The sequence below is a fragment of the Stenotrophomonas sp. PD6 genome, assembly GCF_049199305.1.
GTDB lineage: Bacteria > Pseudomonadota > Gammaproteobacteria > Xanthomonadales > Xanthomonadaceae > Stenotrophomonas.
In genome coordinates this window covers 17,666-35,301 of sequence record NZ_JBLZQD010000011.1, presented here as the reverse complement: position 1 = coordinate 35,301, position 17,636 = coordinate 17,666, and the positions used below count along the sequence as shown (strand labels likewise).

At 67.4% G+C, this 17,636-nt stretch carries 18 protein-coding genes; 13 read left to right on the top strand and 5 right to left on the bottom strand.

The window, feature by feature from the left end; translation table 11 throughout:
* Positions 1 to 247 precede the first annotated feature (247 nt).
* Genes ACOZHM_RS14895 through ACOZHM_RS14885 form a run of 3 tightly spaced genes read left to right on the top strand, consistent with a single transcriptional unit; the run spans position 248 to position 2,534 of the window.
* Entirely contained in the window at positions 248 to 571 is a 324-nt protein-coding gene (locus ACOZHM_RS14895; protein ID WP_421570094.1) for a DUF3649 domain-containing protein, read from the top strand.
* Positions 568 to 2,208 (top strand): PepSY-associated TM helix domain-containing protein, encoded by a 1,641-nt coding sequence (locus ACOZHM_RS14890; RefSeq protein ID WP_421570093.1) that lies wholly within the window; start codon positions 568 to 570, stop codon positions 2,206 to 2,208. The genes ACOZHM_RS14895 and ACOZHM_RS14890 overlap by 4 nt, the downstream gene beginning before the upstream one ends.
* Positions 2,205 to 2,534, top strand: coding sequence for a DUF3325 domain-containing protein (locus tag ACOZHM_RS14885; RefSeq protein ID WP_421570092.1), 330 nt, complete (start codon positions 2,205 to 2,207; stop codon positions 2,532 to 2,534). Before ACOZHM_RS14890 ends, ACOZHM_RS14885 begins: the two co-directional genes overlap by 4 nt.
* A gap of 83 nt (positions 2,535 to 2,617) precedes the next feature.
* On the opposite strand, the gene rlmKL is transcribed toward ACOZHM_RS14885, so the two are convergent.
* Both rlmKL and ACOZHM_RS14875 read right to left on the bottom strand, forming a co-directional pair.
* Positions 2,618 to 4,762, bottom strand: coding sequence for a bifunctional 23S rRNA (guanine(2069)-N(7))-methyltransferase RlmK/23S rRNA (guanine(2445)-N(2))-methyltransferase RlmL (gene rlmKL, locus ACOZHM_RS14880; protein WP_421570091.1), 2,145 nt, complete (start codon positions 4,760 to 4,762; stop codon positions 2,618 to 2,620).
* 216 nt (positions 4,763 to 4,978) lie between these two features.
* Positions 4,979 to 5,509: a hypothetical protein gene (locus ACOZHM_RS14875; protein WP_421570090.1), complete on the bottom strand. Its 531-nt coding sequence runs from the start codon at positions 5,507 to 5,509 to the stop codon at positions 4,979 to 4,981.
* 57 nt (positions 5,510 to 5,566) lie between these two features.
* On the opposite strand from ACOZHM_RS14875, the gene ACOZHM_RS14870 reads away from it, so the two are divergent.
* Complete coding sequence (locus ACOZHM_RS14870) at positions 5,567 to 6,136, top strand: N-acetylmuramoyl-L-alanine amidase (RefSeq protein ID WP_421570089.1); 570 nt, start codon at positions 5,567 to 5,569, stop codon at positions 6,134 to 6,136.
* A gap of 4 nt (positions 6,137 to 6,140) precedes the next feature.
* On the opposite strand, the gene ACOZHM_RS14865 is transcribed toward ACOZHM_RS14870, so the two are convergent.
* The 3 genes from ACOZHM_RS14865 to ACOZHM_RS14855 all read right to left on the bottom strand — a co-directional run bounded on the left by ACOZHM_RS14865 (position 6,141) and on the right by ACOZHM_RS14855 (position 8,640).
* Positions 6,141 to 7,049, bottom strand: coding sequence for a sulfurtransferase (locus ACOZHM_RS14865; protein ID WP_421570088.1), 909 nt, complete (start codon positions 7,047 to 7,049; stop codon positions 6,141 to 6,143).
* On the bottom strand, positions 7,046 to 7,849 hold the full coding sequence (locus tag ACOZHM_RS14860) for a CoA pyrophosphatase (protein WP_421570087.1): 804 nt from the start codon (positions 7,847 to 7,849) through the stop codon (positions 7,046 to 7,048). The genes ACOZHM_RS14865 and ACOZHM_RS14860 overlap by 4 nt, the downstream gene beginning before the upstream one ends.
* 89 nt (positions 7,850 to 7,938) lie before the next feature.
* Complete coding sequence (locus ACOZHM_RS14855; protein WP_421570086.1) at positions 7,939 to 8,640, bottom strand: FKBP-type peptidyl-prolyl cis-trans isomerase N-terminal domain-containing protein; 702 nt, start codon at positions 8,638 to 8,640, stop codon at positions 7,939 to 7,941.
* A 167-nt stretch (positions 8,641 to 8,807) separates the two neighbouring features.
* Here ACOZHM_RS14855 and ACOZHM_RS14850 point away from each other — a divergent pair, with 167 nt between their 5' ends.
* From ACOZHM_RS14850 to pstB, 9 genes are all read left to right on the top strand, one after another.
* Positions 8,808 to 9,590 (top strand): enoyl-CoA hydratase/isomerase family protein, encoded by a 783-nt coding sequence (locus ACOZHM_RS14850; protein ID WP_421570085.1) that lies wholly within the window; start codon positions 8,808 to 8,810, stop codon positions 9,588 to 9,590.
* A 3-nt stretch (positions 9,591 to 9,593) separates the two neighbouring features.
* A complete protein-coding gene (locus tag ACOZHM_RS14845; protein ID WP_421570084.1) occupies positions 9,594 to 9,956 on the top strand; it encodes a hypothetical protein in 363 nt (120 codons plus the stop codon).
* Positions 9,956 to 10,630 (top strand): endonuclease III, encoded by a 675-nt coding sequence (gene nth, locus ACOZHM_RS14840; protein ID WP_421570083.1) that lies wholly within the window; start codon positions 9,956 to 9,958, stop codon positions 10,628 to 10,630. Before ACOZHM_RS14845 ends, nth begins: the two co-directional genes overlap by 1 nt.
* A 181-nt stretch (positions 10,631 to 10,811) precedes the next feature.
* The gene (locus tag ACOZHM_RS14835) at positions 10,812 to 12,023 is read left to right on the top strand and encodes an OprO/OprP family phosphate-selective porin (RefSeq protein WP_421570082.1); all 1,212 of its coding nucleotides are present in this window, start codon (positions 10,812 to 10,814) and stop codon (positions 12,021 to 12,023) included.
* Between the two features lie 322 nt (positions 12,024 to 12,345).
* Positions 12,346 to 13,365 (top strand): phosphate ABC transporter substrate-binding protein PstS, encoded by a 1,020-nt coding sequence (gene pstS, locus ACOZHM_RS14830; protein ID WP_421570081.1) that lies wholly within the window; start codon positions 12,346 to 12,348, stop codon positions 13,363 to 13,365.
* A gap of 287 nt (positions 13,366 to 13,652) precedes the next feature.
* Complete coding sequence (gene pstS / locus ACOZHM_RS14825) at positions 13,653 to 14,744, top strand: phosphate ABC transporter substrate-binding protein PstS (protein WP_421570080.1); 1,092 nt, start codon at positions 13,653 to 13,655, stop codon at positions 14,742 to 14,744.
* A 109-nt stretch (positions 14,745 to 14,853) separates the two neighbouring features.
* Positions 14,854 to 15,822 carry a phosphate ABC transporter permease subunit PstC gene (pstC, locus tag ACOZHM_RS14820; protein ID WP_313348790.1) on the top strand — a complete coding sequence of 323 codons (969 nt, stop codon included), beginning with the start codon at positions 14,854 to 14,856 and terminating at the stop codon, positions 15,820 to 15,822.
* Positions 15,822 to 16,697 (top strand): phosphate ABC transporter permease PstA, encoded by an 876-nt coding sequence (pstA, locus tag ACOZHM_RS14815; RefSeq protein ID WP_421570079.1) that lies wholly within the window; start codon positions 15,822 to 15,824, stop codon positions 16,695 to 16,697. The genes pstC and pstA overlap by 1 nt, the downstream gene beginning before the upstream one ends.
* A gap of 19 nt (positions 16,698 to 16,716) precedes the next feature.
* Positions 16,717 to 17,547 (top strand): phosphate ABC transporter ATP-binding protein PstB, encoded by an 831-nt coding sequence (gene pstB / locus ACOZHM_RS14810; protein WP_421570178.1) that lies wholly within the window; start codon positions 16,717 to 16,719, stop codon positions 17,545 to 17,547.
* Positions 17,548 to 17,636: the final 89 nt, after the last annotated feature.

Below are 17,636 nucleotides of genomic sequence, written 5' to 3'. Positions count from 1 at the left end.
TGCTTGCCCTCGCAAATGATAATGCCTATCATTACCGAATCTGCTGCACGCTCAGCCGCACCCCCGGAACCGCTCCTGCGCACGCGCCCCCTCGATGGGCCGCACCGCGCTGCGCGCACACCGGGGCGCGACGTTCTCCAGGGAAACCACCGTTACGTGCGGTGGCTGGGCCAAGGACGGCCACTTATCACCCGTCATCGGCCCTTGCCGCTGACGCCCGTTGCAGGACCCGACATTGCAGGAACCTGTGGAAAGCACGCCTGACGCCCGCTGGTTGAACCGTTTCGGACGGTACCTCGCCCCTCCCTGGCTGGGCGTGCTGTCACGCACGCTGGCCGCCATCGTCGGCGGCTACGCACTGGCGGCAACGTGTTCGATGTTCTTCGCCGTCGCCCTGCCGATCCCGCGCGCGCAGGCGGTGTTGACCGGCATGCTGGTGGCCATCGTGCTGTGTGCCTGCGCGGCGTTGTGGGCCTTCGCCACGCGCACCGCCCTGCGCGCCTGGCTGGGTATCGCGCTGCCGACGGCGCTGTTCTGGCTGGGCACGATCGTGCTGGGAGCACACGCATGAAGAATGGATTCCGCCAGTCGATGGCGTGGCTGCACACCTGGACCGGGTTGCTGGTGGGCTGGCTGCTGCTGCTGATCTTCATGGCCGGTACGGCGAGCTACTACCGCGAGGAAATCAGCCGCTGGATGCGTCCGGAGCTGCCGCGCACACACGTGGACGCCGACGTGGCTGCCGCGCGCGCGCTCGCGTTCCTGGAGCACAAGGCGCCGCAGGCCGACAGCTGGAACGTGACCCTGCCCGACCCGCGCAACCCGGCCATGCGCATGTTCTGGCGCAACCCCGAATCCATGGTCAAGCCGCCGGTCGAAGGCGAGAAGCGCCGCCGCGGCGGTGGTCGCTTCGGCGACGCCACGGTGGACCCGGCCAGCGGCCAGGAAGTGGCGGCACGCGAAACGCGCGGGGGCGACTTCTTCTACCGGCTGCATTTCGACCTGCACTACATCCCGGTGCTGTGGGCGCGCTATCTGGTCGGCTTCTGCGCGATGTTCATGCTGGTGGCGATCATCACCGGGGTGATCACCCACAAGAAGATCTTCAAGGACTTCTTCACCTTCCGCCCGGACAAGGGCCTGCGATCGTGGCTGGACTTCCACAACGTCAGCGCGGTCATGGCCCTGCCGTACCACGCCATGATCACCTACACCGGCATCGTCACGCTGATGTTCATGTACCTGCCGTGGGGCGTGAACGTGGCCTACCCCAAGGACCCGGACGCCTTCTTCAGCGAAGCCTTTGCGCGCCTGGCCGACGTGGAAGGTCCGGCCGAGGGGCGCGCGCCGTCGCTGCCGGTGCAGCAGTTGCTGGACAGCGCGCGCGCCGAATGGAAGGGCGCCGAGGTCAGCGGCTTCACCGTGTTCCGCCCGGGCGCGGGCAACGCGGTCATCGACATCTACCAGCGTGACGGCAAGCGTCTGTCGGTGGACACGCCGTCGCTGCGCTACAACGCGGTCAGCGGCGCGCTGATCGAGGGCAGCCCGGTGTCCGGCGGCGCCACCCAGACCCGGGGCGTGATGTACGGCCTGCACATCGCCCGGTTCGCCGACTGGGGAGTGCGTGCGCTGTTCTTCCTGTCCGGCCTGGTCGGCTGCCTGATGGTGGCCAGCGGCGTGGTGTTGTGGGCGGTCAAGGAGCGCCCCAAGCACGCCAAGTCCGGCCGCATCGGCTTCGGATTGCGCCTGGTCGATGCGCTCAACATCGGCGCGGTCGCCGGCCTGCCGATCGCCTTTGCCGCGTACTTCTGGGGCAACCGGCTGCTGCCGGTGCAGCTGGCCGAACGCGCCGATGCCGAAGCCAGCGTGTTCTTCTATGCTTGGGGCGCCGCGCTGCTGGCCGCCTTCCTCTGGCCCAAGCGGCTGATGTGGGCGTGGCAGCTGTACCTGGGCGCCGCGATGTTCGCGCTGATTCCGCTGCTCAATGCGCTCACCACCCATGCCCATCTGGGCGTGACGCTGCGCAACGGCGACTGGGTGCTGGCCGGCTTCGATCTGGTGATGCTCGCCTTCGGTGCGATGCTGGCCTATTGCGGCCTGCGCATGCAGCGCTGGCAGCCGGCGCTGAGTGCGGCCGAAAAGAAGAAGCGTCAGGCCGCTGCTGCGGCGGCGGCTACGGCACGCGCGCCTGCGGAGGCCGGCGCATGATGTTGCTGGCGATCACCGTGAGCTTCGCTGCGTTTGCCGCGCTGTCGCTGGCGATGGAAAAGCATCAGTTGGAGTTGCATGGCAAAGCGGCGGCCGCCCGTGCACGCCCCATGCTGTGGCGCTCGCTGGGCTGGGTGTTGCTGGGCGTGGCGTTCGGCATCTGCGTGGCCGATCACGGCTGGGCCGCTGGCCCGGTACTGTGGTTGGGGGCGATGACGATCAGCGGGTTGGTGATCGCGTTCGGCCTCTACCCGTGGCGCCCGCGCTGGTTGATGCCGCTGGCGTGCGTGCTGCCGGTGCTGGGGTTGGTTGCCGCAGCGCTGTAATGCCGGGCTCTGCCCGGCTGCGTTGCATTGCCGGGCAGAGCCCGGCACTACGTGCATGCCGACCGTTGGTCGGCACACCCGGATCAGGCGGTAAACCGCCGCAGTTCCCACGCGCGATGGATGCGCGGGTTGCGCTCGAAATCGTCGCCGATGGTGTCGGCGGAGATCTCGCGGCACTCGGCGAACTCCTTGATCGCTTCTTCGTCCAGCTTGAAACGTCGGAAGTTGTTGGAGAAGTACAGCACGCCTTCCGGGCTCAGGCGGGCCACCGCCGCGCGCAGCAGCCGCACGTGTTCGCGCTGCACATCGAAGTCCTCGGCGCGCGCCGAATTGGAGAAGGTCGGCGGATCGCAGAAGATCACGTCGAAACGATGCCGCTCCGCCTCCAGCCACGCCAACGCGTCGGCCTGGATCAGCTGGTGCTGGCTGCCGCCCTTGCCGTTCAACGCCAGGTTGTCGGCACACCACTGCAGGTAGGTGCCGGACAGATCCACGCTGGTGGTCGAGGCGGCACCGGCCACCGCCGCCTGCACACTGGCCACGCCGGTGTAGCAGAACAGGTTGAGGAAGCGCTTGCCAATCGCCTCCTGGGCCATGTGCCAGCGCAGCGGGCGGTGGTCCAGGAACAGGCCGGTGTCGAGGTAATCGAACAGGTTCACCCGCAGCAGCGCATCGTTCTCGCGCACCAGCACGAACTCGCCGCGCTGTTCGAAGCGGCCATACTTGCTGCCGCCCTTGCCACGCTCGCGCGACTTCAGCGCCACCTGCTCGGCCGGCACCTGGAACACCTCGCGCGCGGCCGACAGCAGTTCGTTGCGCCGGCGGCGCACGTCCACGTCCGGAATGGTCGCCGGGGCCGCGTATTCCTGCACATGCAGGAAGGTGCGGCGGGCGCCGGCATCCTCTTCGTAGACGTCGATGGCGGCGGCGTACTCGGGAAGATCGGCGTCGTACACGCGGTAGCAGGTGATCGCCTCGCGGGCGCGCCAGTTCTTGAACTTCTTGATGTTCTTGCGCAGCCGGTTGGCCACCATCTGCGCGCCTTCGCTGAGCTCACGCGGCTGGCCGGTGTTCTCGCGCTGCGGCACCGCAATCGGATCGCAGACGATCAGCGCGCACTCGATGGCACCGTTGAACAGCTGGTACTTCTTGGCGGCGCGCAGACCGGTGGCGAACGCCAGCTCGGCACTGCCGCACAGCAGGCTGGCGCGCCACTGCGGCACCGCGCGCTTGAGCGCATCGCCCAGACGGCGATACAGCACCGCGTCCGCGGCGAGGCGTTCGTCATAGGGGGGATTGCACACCACGCAACCGGTGTCCTGCGGCGGCACCTGCACGTCGGCGACGTCGCGCACACCGAACCAGATCGCCTCGGCGACACCGGCGGTTTCCGCATTTTCCTTCGCGGCGCGGATCGCGTGCGGGTCGATATCGCTGCCGTGGATGACCTGCTTGAGCGCGGCGCGACCGGCCTGCTCGCGGGTGCGCGCCTCGGCCATCATCTCGTTCCAGGCGTCACGATCGAAGCCCAGCCAGCGGCTCGGCGGAATGCTGCCGTGGCGCTGCAGGCCCGGGGCCACGTCGGCGGCCATCAGCGCGCCTTCGATCAGCAGCGTGCCGCTGCCGCACATCGGGTCGAGCAGGCCACCGCCTTCGGCATGGATCTTCGGCCAGTTGGCGCGCATCAGCACGGCGGCGGCCAGGTTTTCCTTCAGCGGCGCCTCGTTCTGCGCCATGCGCCAGCCGCGGCGGTGCATCGGGCCACCGCCGAGGTCGATCGAGATCGTGGCCCGGCCCTTGCGCAGCGACAGGTTGATGCGCACGTCGGGGAACTCGGTGTTCACCGACGGCCGCTCCAGGCCCTGCGAACGCAGGCTGTCGACCACGCCGTCCTTGACCCGCTGCGCGGCGAATCGCGCGTGCGTGATCTCGGTCCCGGACACATGGGCGTCCACCGACAGGGTCAGCTCGGGGCTGATGTGCTGCTCCCAGGCCATGGACGAAACGCCCTGGTACAGCGAGCCCTCGTCGGGGCAGTCGAATTCGGTCAGCGGCCACAGCACCCGGCTGGCCAGGCGCGACCAGAGCACCACCTTCAGCGCCTGCGGCAGCTCGCCTTCGGCGTTCACGCCGGAGATCGTGGCGGTGGCCTTGTCCAGGCCGAGCGCCAGCAGTTCATCGGCGAGCAGGTACTCCAGGCCCTTGGCGCAGGAAACAAAGAATTTCACGGGATCGGTATCGCAGGTCAGCAAGAGGGGGAGCGCCGGGCGGGCACGGGGATGCGCCCAGCCGTCGGGCCGGGGATGTCATTGTACGGCAGAGCCAGGTCTCTGCCCGGCAGGTATCCGGCAGTAGCGCCGGGTCTCTGCCCGGCAGATGAAAAGCCGCGGGGCAGAGCCCTCCGCAGCGGGGCAGAGCCCTCTGCAGCGGGGCAGAGCCCCGCTCTACGCGAGGGTGGCCAGCAGGGCCTCGAAGGCCTGGGCCGAGGCGTCCACGTGGTGGTTGAGGCGGTGGCCGTCGTCGACCAGCAGCAGCCGCGCCGACCGGGCCTGCGCCCAGGCGATGACGTCGGCGGCGGGAATCAGTTCGTCATGCCAGGCATGGACCACGCTGGTCGGCACCGGCGCGGCGTCCAGCGCGGGCATCGGTCCCATGCGGGTCGGCGGGACCATCAGAAACAGGCCGCGCACCGGCACCTGCAGCGAGGCGATGGCCGAGATGTAGGCACCCAGGCTGGACCCGGCCAGCACCACGGGGCCGCGCGCGGCGGCAGCGGCGGCATGTTCCACCAGGCGTTGCAGGCGCGCACGCACGTCGCCCACGCTGCTGACCTCGCGCAGGGCGTCCAGGTCGGTGTAATCCGGGCGTTCGTGGGTCCAGCCGAGCCGCTGCGCGACCTCGGCCAGTGCCGTCACCTTGGTGGCGTCCGGACCGCTTTCAAAGCCGTGGGACAGGATGCAGTGGCCGCGGCTCATGCCGGCACCGCGTGGGAATCGATGTAAGCGCTCATGGCGGAATGCTAGCATCGCCGCATGCCCGACCGTGCCCTGCCCCGCATCGACCTGCAGCCGCTGCCCTATGTGGAACAGCTCACGCCGCGCGCGGCGGCGGATGTGGACCTGGTGGTGATCCACTGCACCGAACTGCCGGACCTGGCGATGGCGCGCGACTACGGCGAGCGCGTGTTGTACGACAGCGGCAGCGGCAACAGCGGGCATTACTACATCGACCGCGACGGCAGCATCGTCGAGTACGTGCCGGTCGAGCGCGTGGCGCACCACGTGAGCGGCTACAACCCGCGCTCCATCGGCATCGAACTGGTCAACAGCGGGCGCTACCCGAACTGGCTGGATTCGCGCCACCAGGCGATGGACGAACCGTATCCGGACGCGCAGATCGCCGCCTTGATCGACCTGCTGCAGCACCTCTGCGACTCCTTGCCGGCGCTGCACCACATCGCCGGCCACGAACAGCTGGACACCCGAGAAGAGGTGGCGACCGACGATCCCGAACGCCGCGTCCCACGCAAACGCGACCCGGGCCCGCTGTTCCCGTGGCCGCGGGTGTTGGCGGCAATTCCGTTGACCGCACTGCTGCCTTGATCCCTCACGCGCCCGTGGCCACCGGTCGGCTTGAATCGCTCACCCACCCGCTCCACGAATCGGCATAGATACGTGCGCCGTGCAGACCGGCCACTTCCATGGCCAGCAGCAGATGGCAGGCGGTCACGCCCGAGCCGCACATCAACACCACCTGCTGCGGATCATGCGTGCCGATCAGCGGCAGCAGCGCCGCCTGCAGGTCTGCCGCCGGGCGCAGGCGCCCATCGGCCACGTTCAATCCAAACGGCCGGTTGACGGCCCCCGGCACATGCCCAGCCACCGGATCCAGCGGCTCGACCTCGCCACGGAAGCGCTCCCCGGCACGCGCATCCAACAGCCAGCCCGGCGCATGCTTCAGGCGCGCGGCGATTTCCTCCACCGACGCGACCTGCGTCGTGTCGAAACGCCCGGGATAGGCCGGCGCCGGCGCCACCTCCGGTACCTTGGTGGTCAACGGCAACCCGGCCGCCTGCCAGGCCGCGACGCCGCCATCGAGCACCGCCACCCGCGTGTGCCCGATCAGCCGTAGCAGCCACCAGGCACGCGCCGCCGCCATGCTGCCGTCGCCCCCGTCGTAGACCACCACCTGTGTTTCCGGGCCGATGCCCCAGCGCCCCAGCGTCGCGGCAAAGGCTTCGCTGTCGGGCAACGGGTGGCGTCCGTGGCCCACCACCGTCATGTCGGCCAGGTCGCGGTTCACGTCGGCGCGCAGCGCGCCGGGCAGATGTCCCTGTGCGTACGCCTGCGCGCCCGATTGCGGGTCGGCCAGCGAAAAGCGCGCGTCGAGTACACGCGGCGCCGCGCTGGCGGTGGCGCGCGCATCGAGCAGGCGCGGCGCGCCCGGTTCGAGCGCGGCGGCGAGCGTGGCCACGTCGATGATCGTGGTCCAGCCGGGGGACGAGGCGGTAGTCATTCGAGCTGCTCCAGGCGGCGTCGCAGGTTGTAGAGAATGGCGGCGGTGGCGCCCCAGATGCGCTGCCCGGGCCAGCCGTATTCGAGCACATGGCGGATGCGGCCGCGGTGATCGATCTCGACCTGGTGCAGGTTGGCCGGGTCCATCAGGTACGCCAGCGGCACTTCGAATACTTCGGCAACTTCATCGGGCTGCGCCACCGGCACGAACGCGGGATCGATCACCGCCACCACCGGCATCACCCGGTAACCGGTGATGGTCACGAACGGGTCCAGGTAGCCCAGCGCCTGCACGCGTTCCGGCGGCAGTGCGATTTCCTCCTGGCTCTCGCGCAGCGCGGCGGCGACCGCGTCGCGGTCGTCCGCTTCGGTACGCCCGCCCGGAAAGCCGACCTGGCCGCCATGCTGGCGCAGGGTTTCGGTGCGTCGGGTCAGGATCACCTGCGCGCCACCGGGCCGCGGCACGATGCCGGCCAGCACGGCGGCTTCCACCGGCGGACCCGGCGGCAGCAGGTCGATCAACTCACTGCGGTTCCAGCCATCGCCGGCGGGCGGGGAATCCAGCGGATGCAGCGCGCGCAGCAACCGCTCGTGGTCGGCCAGCGTGCCACGCAGCGATTGCCGCAGTTGTTCGCGCAGGGGCAAGGTATGCTGCATGACGTCGCGTTGCTGCTGGCGGCTCATGGCACCCCAGCCCGCGATTTCGTGAAGGGTACGCAGGCAGCCCGTACACACCCCCGCACGATCGAGCGCACAGATGCCGATGCAGGGCGTGGGTATCGCATGCGTTGAGTCTTCCATGGAATGCACCGGGCAACAGTAGCGCGAAACGCGGGTACAAAAAAACGCGCCGACGTTTCCATCGGCGCGTTTCGTGTTTCAGGCGTTTCTTATTTGACGCTGACCAGCTTGATTTCGAACTGCACGGCCACGTTCGGCGGGAACGGGGTGCGCGGGTCGGCACCGTAGGCCTGTTCCGGCGGCAGGGTGACTTCCCACTTCGAGCCCGCCGGCATCTGCAGCAGTACTTCGCGCATGGCCTTCATTTCGACTTCGCTGACCTTGATGGCCGGAATCTGCTGCGCCGGGCGTGCTTCAGCCGGACGGGTGCCGAACGGGTACGGACCGGCCACTTCCAGCTGCACGGTGCTGGCCTGGGTGGGCTTGGCACCCTTGCCGGCTTCGACGATGCGGTACTGCACGCCGCTCGGCAGCGCCTGCACGCCGGCCTTGGCCTTGTTGGCGGTCAGGAAGGCGGTGCTCTTGGTCTTGTTTTCGGCAGCAGCCTTTTCGTACTCGGCCTTGGCGGCCTGGGCACGAGCCTGCTCACGCTTCTGGAAGGCTTCGACGGCCGGCTTCAACTGGTCGGCGGTGATCGCCGGCTGCTTCTTGGCGTAGGCATCCTGCAGGCCCTTCACCACCGAGTTGATGTCCAGCTGCTCGCCACGACCGGTAAGCTCCGCCAGGTTGTTGCCGTAGTCGTAACCGAAGTAATAGCTCAGCTTGCCCTTCTCGGACGCGATGTCCTGGGCGAAGGCATTGCCCGTCAGGGCCAGGGCCGCGACGGCGACCGCGATAGAACGCAACTTCATCAAACGTTTCTCCAGGGGTGGTAACTCAGGACGCATTGGGCCGCCCTGAGGCGACGGGTTAGGATAGCCGCCGCAACGTTGAACCGCCACTAACGACGCAGGCTATGACCTGCCTTTGTTTCAAAGGTTCAATATCACTTTTTTTTAACGTTTCCGAGGAGCACGCCGTGGCCGACGCCCCCCTTGCCATTATCGACGACGGCGCCATCCGCTGGGTCAGCGTCAACCGCCCGGACAAGCTCAATGCCCTCAACCAGGCCACGCTGGAGGCCCTGGACGCGGCCTTCGAGGCGGCGGACCACGACCCGCAGGTGCGCGTGGTGGTGCTTACCGGGGCCGGCCCGAAGGCCTTCGTGGCCGGTGCCGACATTGCCGAAATGAACGGCCTGACCCCGGTTCAGGGACGCGACTTCTCCCTGCTGGGCCAGCGATTGATGCGCCGCATCGAACGACTGCGCAAACCGGTGATCGCTCGGATCAACGGATTCGCCCTCGGCGGGGGCCTGGAGCTGGCCATGGCCTGCCATCTGCGGGTGGCCGCCGACACCGCCAACGTGGGCCAACCCGAGATCAACCTGGGGCTGATGCCGGGCTTCGGCGGCAGCCAGCGGCTGCTGCGCCTGTGCGGTCGCGCCGCCACCCTGGAGCTGTGCCTGCTGGGTACGCCGATCAGCGCGCAGCGCGCCCTGCAGCTGGGCATCGTCAACGAGGTGGTGGCCGCCGAACAGCTGGACGCACGCGTCGGCGAACTCGCCGCGCAGTTGGCACGCTCCGCCCCGCTCGCACTGCGCGGCATTCTCGACGCGGTACATGTGGGCGGCGAATGCGCGCTCGGCGAAGGGCTGGAATACGAGAGCGTGCAGTTCGGCCTGATGTTCGCCACCGAGGACATGCGCGAAGGCACGTCGGCGTTCCTGGCGCGGCGCCCGCCGGTGTTCCAGAACCGCTGAGCCATGTCGCACACCGACACACCCCTGCCCGCCCGCCTGCTGATGCTGGTGCTGGATGACGACCTCGATGCCGCGCTGGCCGCCGGCCTGATGGACTACGCGCCATGGCCGGGCGACGCACGGCTGTTGCCGGACCACCCGGAACTGCCCGCGCGCCTGCTGCAGGCCCAGCAACAGGTGCAGCGCGCCTGGGATGCGCGCACGCGCTACCGCCAGCGCGCGCAACGGCTGGCCCGCCGCGCGGCCGAGCGGGATGCGCGGCGTGCGCCACCCGCCCCCACCCCCGAACAGAAACCGGCCTTGCCGCCTGCCGCCGCCGCGATCCTCGCGCGCGCCAAGGCCAAGGCCGCCGGAAAGCTGCCCTGATGCCCATTGCTGCAAAAGCCGCCCCGCGTAGTGCGCGCATGCCCAAGGCCGACGTCGTCGAGATGTTCACCCGGCTGCGCGAGCTCAATCCACATCCGAAGACGGAACTGGAATACAGCTCGCCGTTCGAACTGCTGGTGGCCGTCGCGTTGTCCGCGCAGGCCACCGATGTGGGCGTCAACAAGGCCACGCGCAAGCTGTTTCCCGTTGCCAATACGCCGCAGGCGATCCTGGCATTGGGCGAGGACGGGCTGAAGAAGTACATCGCCACCATCGGGCTGTTCAACGCGAAGGCGAAGAACGTGATCGCCGCGTGCCGGCTGCTGATCGAGCTGCACGGCGGTGAAGTGCCGCGCGACCGCGCCGCGCTGGAAGCCCTGCCCGGGGTCGGCCGCAAGACCGCCAACGTGGTGCTCAACACCGCCTTCGGCGAACCGGTGATGGCGGTGGACACGCACATCTTCCGGGTCGCCAACCGTACCGGCCTGGCGCCGGGCAAGGACGTGCGCGCGGTCGAGGACCTGCTGGTCAAGGTGATCCCGGCCGAGTTCCTGCTGGACGCGCACCACTGGCTGATCCTTCACGGGCGCTACGTGTGCAAGGCGCGCAAGCCGGACTGCCCGCAGTGTGTGATCCGCGACCTGTGCCGTTTCAAGCAGAAAACCGCCGCCTGAGCCCGGGCCGCGACTGCCATCTGGGCGCAACCGGGCAGTCATCTGTTTCAGGCAATTTTGGCAACCCCAGCAATGGCCTGCGTGGGGGCCGGGGCCGCTTTGTCCGAAACTGTCATATTTACGCAATCTTCACTTATTAGCCTGCGCAGCATCTTCCCACCTGCCTGCAAGGCTCCTTTCCATGAAACTGCATCGCCAACTCCTCACTGCGGCCGTGGCTGCTGCGCTGTTCGTGCCGGCCGCTCACGCTGAAGTGGCCATCGACGTGATCGGCGGCTCGGAGATCACGTTCGAAGGCCTGGTCCAGGCCGACGGCAACTGGTTCGACAACGATGTGACCGACCTCAACGGTGGCGACGCCGGCAACGGCAAGGACAGCGAGTTCGAGCTGCGCCGCGCCGAGCTGGTGCTCAAGGGCAAGGGCCCGGGCAACGTGGAATGGGTGGTCGGCTACGACGCCAAGGCCGACAAGTTCCTGGACACCAACGTCAAGTACAAGCTGTCCGGCAACGCCAACCACTTCGTGCAGCTGGGCCAGTTCAAGCAGCCCAACAGCCTGGAAGAGCTGTCCAGCACCAAGAACAACGACTTCATCTCCAAGGCCGCGGTCACCAACACCTACGCCGTGGCCCGTCGCCTCGGTGGCGCCTACAGCATCGGCGACAACAACTGGTCGGTCACCGCCAGCGCGTTCGGCCGTGAGCTGACCCGCAACCTGGCCCACGGCAGCGGCTACGGCGCGCGTGGTACCTGGGCGCCGATCAACGAGAAGGGCCAGGTCCTGCACTTCGGCCTGAGCTACGTCGACTACGACACCGACGCCGACACCCTGCGCGTGCGCGCCCGTCCGAATGCCGACCTCGCCACCGCGCGCCTGGTCGACAGCGGCAACATGACCGACACCGACCGCCTCAGCACGATCGGCGCCGAAGCGATGTACATCACCGGCCCGTTCAAGGCCCAGGGTGAGTATTACAGCAGCAAGGCCAAGCGTTACGCGCACGACAACTACAAGAGCGACGGCTACTACGTCAGCGGCCTGTGGAACATCACCGGCGAAAGCTGGGGCTACAAGAGCGGCGTGCCGACCACCGGCCTGCCGGACGCGCCGGCCAGTGGCATGTGGCAGCTGGGCGCACGCTACGACTCGATGAACCTGGACGACGGCAACCTGCTGGCCAACCCGGTCGCCGGTCGTCCGCCGATCGTGGACGGCGTGCTGGGCGGCAAGATGGACATCTGGACTGTGGGCGTGAACTACTACTGGCGCTCCAACACGAAGTTCGCCCTGAACTACGTGATGGTGGACAGCAAGAAGTACAGCTCGGCCACCCGTTCGTTCGTCAATGACGACCCGAACATCCTGGAAGCGCGCCTGCAGTTCTTCTGGTAAGTCTCGCGGTAAATGTGTGATGGAGGGGCGCAGCTTGGGCTGCGCCCCTTTTTGTTTCCGTTTCCCTGCGTCACCGGGCGTTGAACCGTTCACGGCAGTCGTCTGACGACCGCCCCTACCGACGCCAATATTTTCACTGGTGGAGAGCCCCCTTCCTGTTGAAGGGGGCGCGCCAACGGCGCGGGGATGAGGTGGAATGCGCGGACAGCGCAGCGACTGTCACATGTCTTTAATGTGACAGTCGCTGCGCTGTCACGGAACCGTTATGGAATAGGCACCGGGCGGGAAACCCCGCACCACCATCCATCCCAGGAGCCACCCCGTGATCCACGCCTTCAAGTCGCGCGCCGCCGTTGCCGTTCTCGCCGCGTCGTCCGTGTTCGCCGCCAATGCCGCCGATGTGACCGGCGCGGGCGCCTCGTTCATCTACCCGGTCATGTCCAAGTGGTCGGCCGACTACAGCACCGCGACCGGCAAGAAGGTCAACTACCAGTCCATCGGTTCCGGTGGCGGTATCGCGCAGATCAAGGCCGCGACCGTTGATTTCGGTTCGTCCGATGCCCCGCTGAAGCCGGAAGAGCTGGCCGCCGCCGGCCTGGCCCAGTTCCCTTCGGTGATCGGCGGCGTGGTGCCGGTGATCAACGTGGCCGGCGTCGCCCCGGGCGCGCTGAAGCTGGATGGTCCGACCCTGGCCAACATCTTCCTGGGCAAGATCAAGACCTGGAACGACCCGGCGATCGCCGCGCTGAACCCGGGCGTGAAGCTGCCCGACGGTAAGATCACCGTCGTGCACCGCTCCGACGGTTCGGGCACCACCTTCAACTTCGTCAACTACCTCTCCAAGGTCAACCCGGAGTGGAAGAGCAAGGTCGGTGAAGGCACCTCGGTCCAGTGGCCGGTCGGCATTGGCGGCAAGGGCAATGAAGGCGTTGCCGCGTACGTGAAGCAGATCAAGGGCGGCATCGGCTACGTCGAACTGTCCTATGCCCTGCAGAACAAGATGTCCTACGCCGCGATGAAGAATGCATCGGGCAAGGTCGTGCTGCCGAGCGACGAGACCTTCGCCGCCGCCGCTGCCAGCGCCGACTGGGCCAGCGCCAAGGACTTCTACCTGGTCATGACCAATGCCCCGGGCGCCAACGCGTGGCCGATCACCGCCACCAACTTCATCCTGGTCCGCAAGCAGCCCAAGAACGTGGCCAACGCCAAGGCTACCCAGGAGTTCTTCCGCTGGATCTACAAGAGCGGCGACGCCCAGGCCAAGCAGCTCGACTACGTGCCGCTGCCGGACGACCTGGTCAAGCAGATCGAGACCTACTGGTCGCAGAACCTGAAGTACTGATTGAAGGGGGTCACGACCAACGGTCGTGACCTGCCCCGGCAGGTATCGACCGTTGGTCGGTACGCATTGCAGGCAACGGTGTCGCCAAGTCCTCTCTCCCCTTGGCGGCACCAGCGGCGCGGATCGAAAGGTCCGCGCTTTTTTTTGCCTGGCTCCCCCCGCCAGCCCTTGCCCTGCGGGCCTTTCATGTGCCCCCGGTCACGACGTCATCAAGCTGTAACAAAAACATCATTTCATAGCAGCGTCAGCCGGCGAGCCCGGCCCCCTATCCCGCTACGGAGTGACGCATGAAACTGCAGACCGCCGGCTTTGCCGCCCTTTCCCTTGCCATCGCGCTGGGCCTGTCCGCCTGCAAGCCGGCCGCCGAAGGCCAGGCCACCGCCCCGGCCGCCGGCGCCCCCGCCACTGCCCCGGCCGCCGGCGACAAGCTGACCGCCGAGATCTCCGGCGCCGGTGCGTCCTTCATCTTCCCGCTGGTGTCCAAGTGGTCGGCCGACTACAACACCGCCACCGGCGCCAAGATCAACTACCAGTCGATCGGTTCCGGCGGCGGCATCGCCCAGATCAAGGCCGGCACCGTTGATTTCGGTTCCTCCGACAAGCCGCTGAGCAGCGAAGAACTGGCCCAGGCCGGTCTTGGCCAGTTCCCGTCCGCCATCGGCGGCGTGGTGCCGGTGGTGAACATCGACGGCCTGGAAGCCGGCAAGCTGCGCCTGAGCGGCCCGCTGCTGGCCGACATCTTCCTCGGCAAGGTCAAGACCTGGAACGACCCGGCGATCGTGGCCGCCAACCCGGGCGTCAAGCTGCCCGACGGCAAGATCACTCTGGTCCACCGTTCGGACGGCTCGGGCACCACCTTCAACTTCTCCAACTACCTGTCCAAGGTCAGCCCGGACTGGAAGAGCAAGGTCGGCGAAGGCACCTCCGTGCAGTGGCCGGACGGCGTGGGCGGCAAGGGCAACGAAGGCGTCGCCTCGTACGTGAAGCAGATCAAGGGCTCGATCGGCTACGTCGAACTGGCCTACGCACTGCAGAACGGCATGCCGTACGCCTCCATGCAGAATGCCGCCGGCAACTGGGTGCAGCCGACCGCCGAGACCTTCGGCGCCGCCGCCGCCAGCGCCGACTGGGCCAGCGCCAAGGATTTCAACCTGGTCATCACCAACGCCCCGGGCGACCAGGCGTGGCCGATCACCGCCACCAATTTCATGCTGATGCACAAGCAGCCCAAGGACGCCCAGCGCAGCAAGGACACCCTGGCCTTCTTCAAGTGGGCGTTCGAGAACGGCCAGGCGCAGGCGAATGAACTGCACTACGTGCCGCTGCCGGCGGAGCTGGTGAAGCAGATCGAAGGCTACTGGACTGCTGAATTCAAGTGATCCAGACCGGACCCGCGCCCTGCGCGGGTCCGGTGTTTCGCGCCGTGACACCGTTCTGCCGGGCAGAGCCCGGCGCTACCCCATCCTATTTTGGGCCCCTGCCTTTCCCATGAATGCCATCGCCCAGCCTGTACCCGCACCGTCCTCGCGCGACCTGCGCGATGCACGCAATGACAAACTGTTCCGATGGGCCCTGATCGCCACCGTGATCCTGGTGCTGGCCGCCCTCGCCTGCGCCGCGCTCTCGATGCTGTGGGGCGGCCGCCATGCCCTGCAGGAACAGGGACTGAGCTTCTTCTATTCCTCCGACTGGAATCCGGTCGAGAACAAATTCGGTGCGCTCGCACCGATCTACGGCACCCTGGTCACCGCCCTGATCGCGATGGTCATCGCCGTGCCGGTGAGCTTCGGCATCGCCTTCTTCCTCACCGAAGTGGCCCCGCGCTGGATGCGTGGCCCGGTGGGTACCGCCATCGAACTGCTGGCCGGTATCCCCTCGATCATCTACGGCATGTGGGGCCTGTTCGTGCTGGTCCCGGTCATGACCGAGTACGTTACCCCCGTCCTCAATGAAACCCTGGGCGAGTGGCCGATCATTGGCCCGCTGTTCCAGGGTCCGCCGCTGGGCATCGGCGTGCTGACCGCCGGCTTCGTGCTGGCCATCATGGTCATTCCCTTCATCTCCTCGGTGATGCGCGAAGTGTTCCTGACCGTTCCCACCCGCCTGAAGGAATCGGCCTACGCGCTGGGTTCCACCAAGTGGGAAGTGAGCTGGGACATCGTGCTGCCCTATACCCGCTCGGCCGTGATCGGCGGCATCTTCCTCGGCCTGGGCCGCGCCCTCGGCGAGACCATGGCCGTTGCCTTCGTCATCGGCAACAGCGTGCGCCTGTCGCCCTCGCTCTTGGAGCCGGGCACCACCATCGCCGCGCTGATCGCCAATGACTTCGGCGAGGCCACCGAAACCTACCGCTCGGCCCTGCTGCTGCTCGGCTTCGTGCTGTTCATCGTGACCTTCGTGGTCCTGGCCATTGCCCGCCTCATGCTGATGCGCCTGTCCCGCAAGGAGGGCAACTGATGTCCACTGTCGCCAACACCGCCGCCCAGCCGCTGTACCTGCGCCGCCGCATCGTCAACGTCGTCGCATTGCTGCTGTCGTGCCTGACCGCACTGTTCGGACTGTTCTTCCTGGGCTGGATCCTGTACACGCTCGCCTCGCGCGGCCTCGCCGGAATCAACCTGGACCTGTTCACCAAGATGACCCCGCCGCCGATGCAGGAGGGTGGCCTGGCCAACGCCTTCTTCGGCAGCGCGGTGATGTGTGCGCTGGCGATCGCCATCGGCACCCCGCTTGGCGTGCTGGCCGGCACCTGGCTGGCCGAGTACGGCAACTTCCGCAAGGCCGGCACCGTGGTGCGCTTCGTCAATGACATCCTGCTCTCGGCGCCGTCGATCGTGCTGGGCCTGTTCGTGTACACGCTGTACGTGATGCAGACCGGTGGCCAGTTCTCGGCCTTCGCCGGTGCGCTGTCGCTGGCCTTCATCGTGCTGCCGGTGGTGGTGCGCACCACCGACGAGATGCTGCGCCTGGTGCCGTCGCAGATGCGCGAAGCGGCGCTGTCGCTGGGCGTGCCGCAGTGGAAGGTGACCGTGCAGGTGCTGTACCGCAGCGCCGCCGCCGGCATCGTCACCGGCATCCTGCTGGCGCTGGCCCGCATCTCGGGCGAGACCGCCCCGCTGCTGTTCACCGCCTTCGGCAACCAGTACTGGAACAGCAATGTGTTCCAGCCGATGGCGAGCGTGCCGGTAGTGATGAACCAGTTCGCCGGCAGCCCGTACGAATCCTGGCAGACGCTGGCCTGGGCCGGCGCGCTGGTGCTGACCGTGTTCGTGCTGCTGGTCAGCCTCTCCGCGCGCGGCATCCTGCTGCGCAACCGTATCTCCCATGACTGACCTTTCCGCGGACATCGCCATGAACGATCTTTCCAATGCCGTGCCGATGCAGCGCATCGCAGTCCCGGCCTCGCATGAAACCCTGCACAACCCGGCGCCGATCAAACTGGCTGCACGGGGGCTGGACTTCTACTACGACAAGTTCCACGCGCTGAAGAACATCAGCCTGGAAGTGCCGGAGAAGCGCGTCACCGCGCTGATCGGCCCGTCCGGCTGCGGCAAGTCCACGCTGCTGCGCATCTTCAACCGCATCTACGCCCTGTACCCGAAGCTGGAAGCGCGCGGCGAAGTGCTGCTGGACGGCGAGAACATCCTGTCGCCCAAGTACCCGATGAACCGCCTGCGCAGCAAGGTCGGCATGGTGTTCCAGAAGCCGGTGCCGTTCCCGATGACCATCTTCGAGAACGTCGCCTACGGCATCCGCCACCACGAGAAGCTGTCCAAGTCGGACATGAACGACCGCGTCGAGCAGGCCCTGCGCCAGGGTGCGCTGTGGGACGAGGTGAAGGACAAGCTCAACCAGAGCGCGCTGGGCCTGTCCGGCGGCCAGCAGCAGCGTCTGTGCATCGCCCGTGCCGTGGCGCTGCGCCCGGACGTGCTGCTGCTCGACGAGCCGACCTCGGCACTGGACCCGATCTCCACCAGCCGCATCGAACAGCTGGTCGAAGAGCTCAAGCACGATTACACCATCGTGATCGTGACCCACAACATGCAGCAGGCCGCGCGCGTGTCCGACTACACCGCCTTCATGTACCTGGGTGACCTGATCGAACACGACCGCACCGAAGTGATCTTCTCGCAGCCGAACAAGCAGCAGACCGAGGATTACATCACCGGGCGGTTTGGGTAAGGCAGGCCGTTTGCGCGGCACTGCCGCGCGGCCTGCCGCACGCCCGGCCACGGATGGCCGGGCCGGACGGTCCGAAGCCGCTGCGATTC

What these genes read in the sequence shown, in the direction of transcription:
- ACOZHM_RS14860 (WP_421570087.1), bottom strand. Translation starts at nt 7,849, where the DNA reads ATGGAAGACTCAACGCATGCGATACCCACGCCCTGCATCGGCATCTGT.
- ACOZHM_RS14870 (WP_421570089.1), top strand. Translation starts at nt 5,567, where the DNA reads ATGCCCGACCGTGCCCTGCCCCGCATCGACCTGCAGCCGCTGCCCTAT.
- ACOZHM_RS14835 (WP_421570082.1), top strand. Translation starts at nt 10,812, where the DNA reads ATGAAACTGCATCGCCAACTCCTCACTGCGGCCGTGGCTGCTGCGCTG.
- ACOZHM_RS14855 (WP_421570086.1), bottom strand. Translation starts at nt 8,640, where the DNA reads ATGAAGTTGCGTTCTATCGCGGTCGCCGTCGCGGCCCTGGCCCTGACG.
- pstA (WP_421570079.1), top strand. Translation starts at nt 15,822, where the DNA reads ATGTCCACTGTCGCCAACACCGCCGCCCAGCCGCTGTACCTGCGCCGC.
- ACOZHM_RS14845 (WP_421570084.1), top strand. Translation starts at nt 9,594, where the DNA reads ATGTCGCACACCGACACACCCCTGCCCGCCCGCCTGCTGATGCTGGTG.
- ACOZHM_RS14885 (WP_421570092.1), top strand. Translation starts at nt 2,205, where the DNA reads ATGATGTTGCTGGCGATCACCGTGAGCTTCGCTGCGTTTGCCGCGCTG.
- pstB (WP_421570178.1), top strand. Translation starts at nt 16,717, where the DNA reads ATGAACGATCTTTCCAATGCCGTGCCGATGCAGCGCATCGCAGTCCCG.
- ACOZHM_RS14890 (WP_421570093.1), top strand. Translation starts at nt 568, where the DNA reads ATGAAGAATGGATTCCGCCAGTCGATGGCGTGGCTGCACACCTGGACC.
- ACOZHM_RS14875 (WP_421570090.1), bottom strand. Translation starts at nt 5,509, where the DNA reads ATGAGCCGCGGCCACTGCATCCTGTCCCACGGCTTTGAAAGCGGTCCG.
- ACOZHM_RS14865 (WP_421570088.1), bottom strand. Translation starts at nt 7,049, where the DNA reads ATGACTACCGCCTCGTCCCCCGGCTGGACCACGATCATCGACGTGGCC.
- pstC (WP_313348790.1), top strand. Translation starts at nt 14,854, where the DNA reads ATGAATGCCATCGCCCAGCCTGTACCCGCACCGTCCTCGCGCGACCTG.
- pstS (WP_421570080.1), top strand. Translation starts at nt 13,653, where the DNA reads ATGAAACTGCAGACCGCCGGCTTTGCCGCCCTTTCCCTTGCCATCGCG.
- nth (WP_421570083.1), top strand. Translation starts at nt 9,956, where the DNA reads ATGCCCATTGCTGCAAAAGCCGCCCCGCGTAGTGCGCGCATGCCCAAG.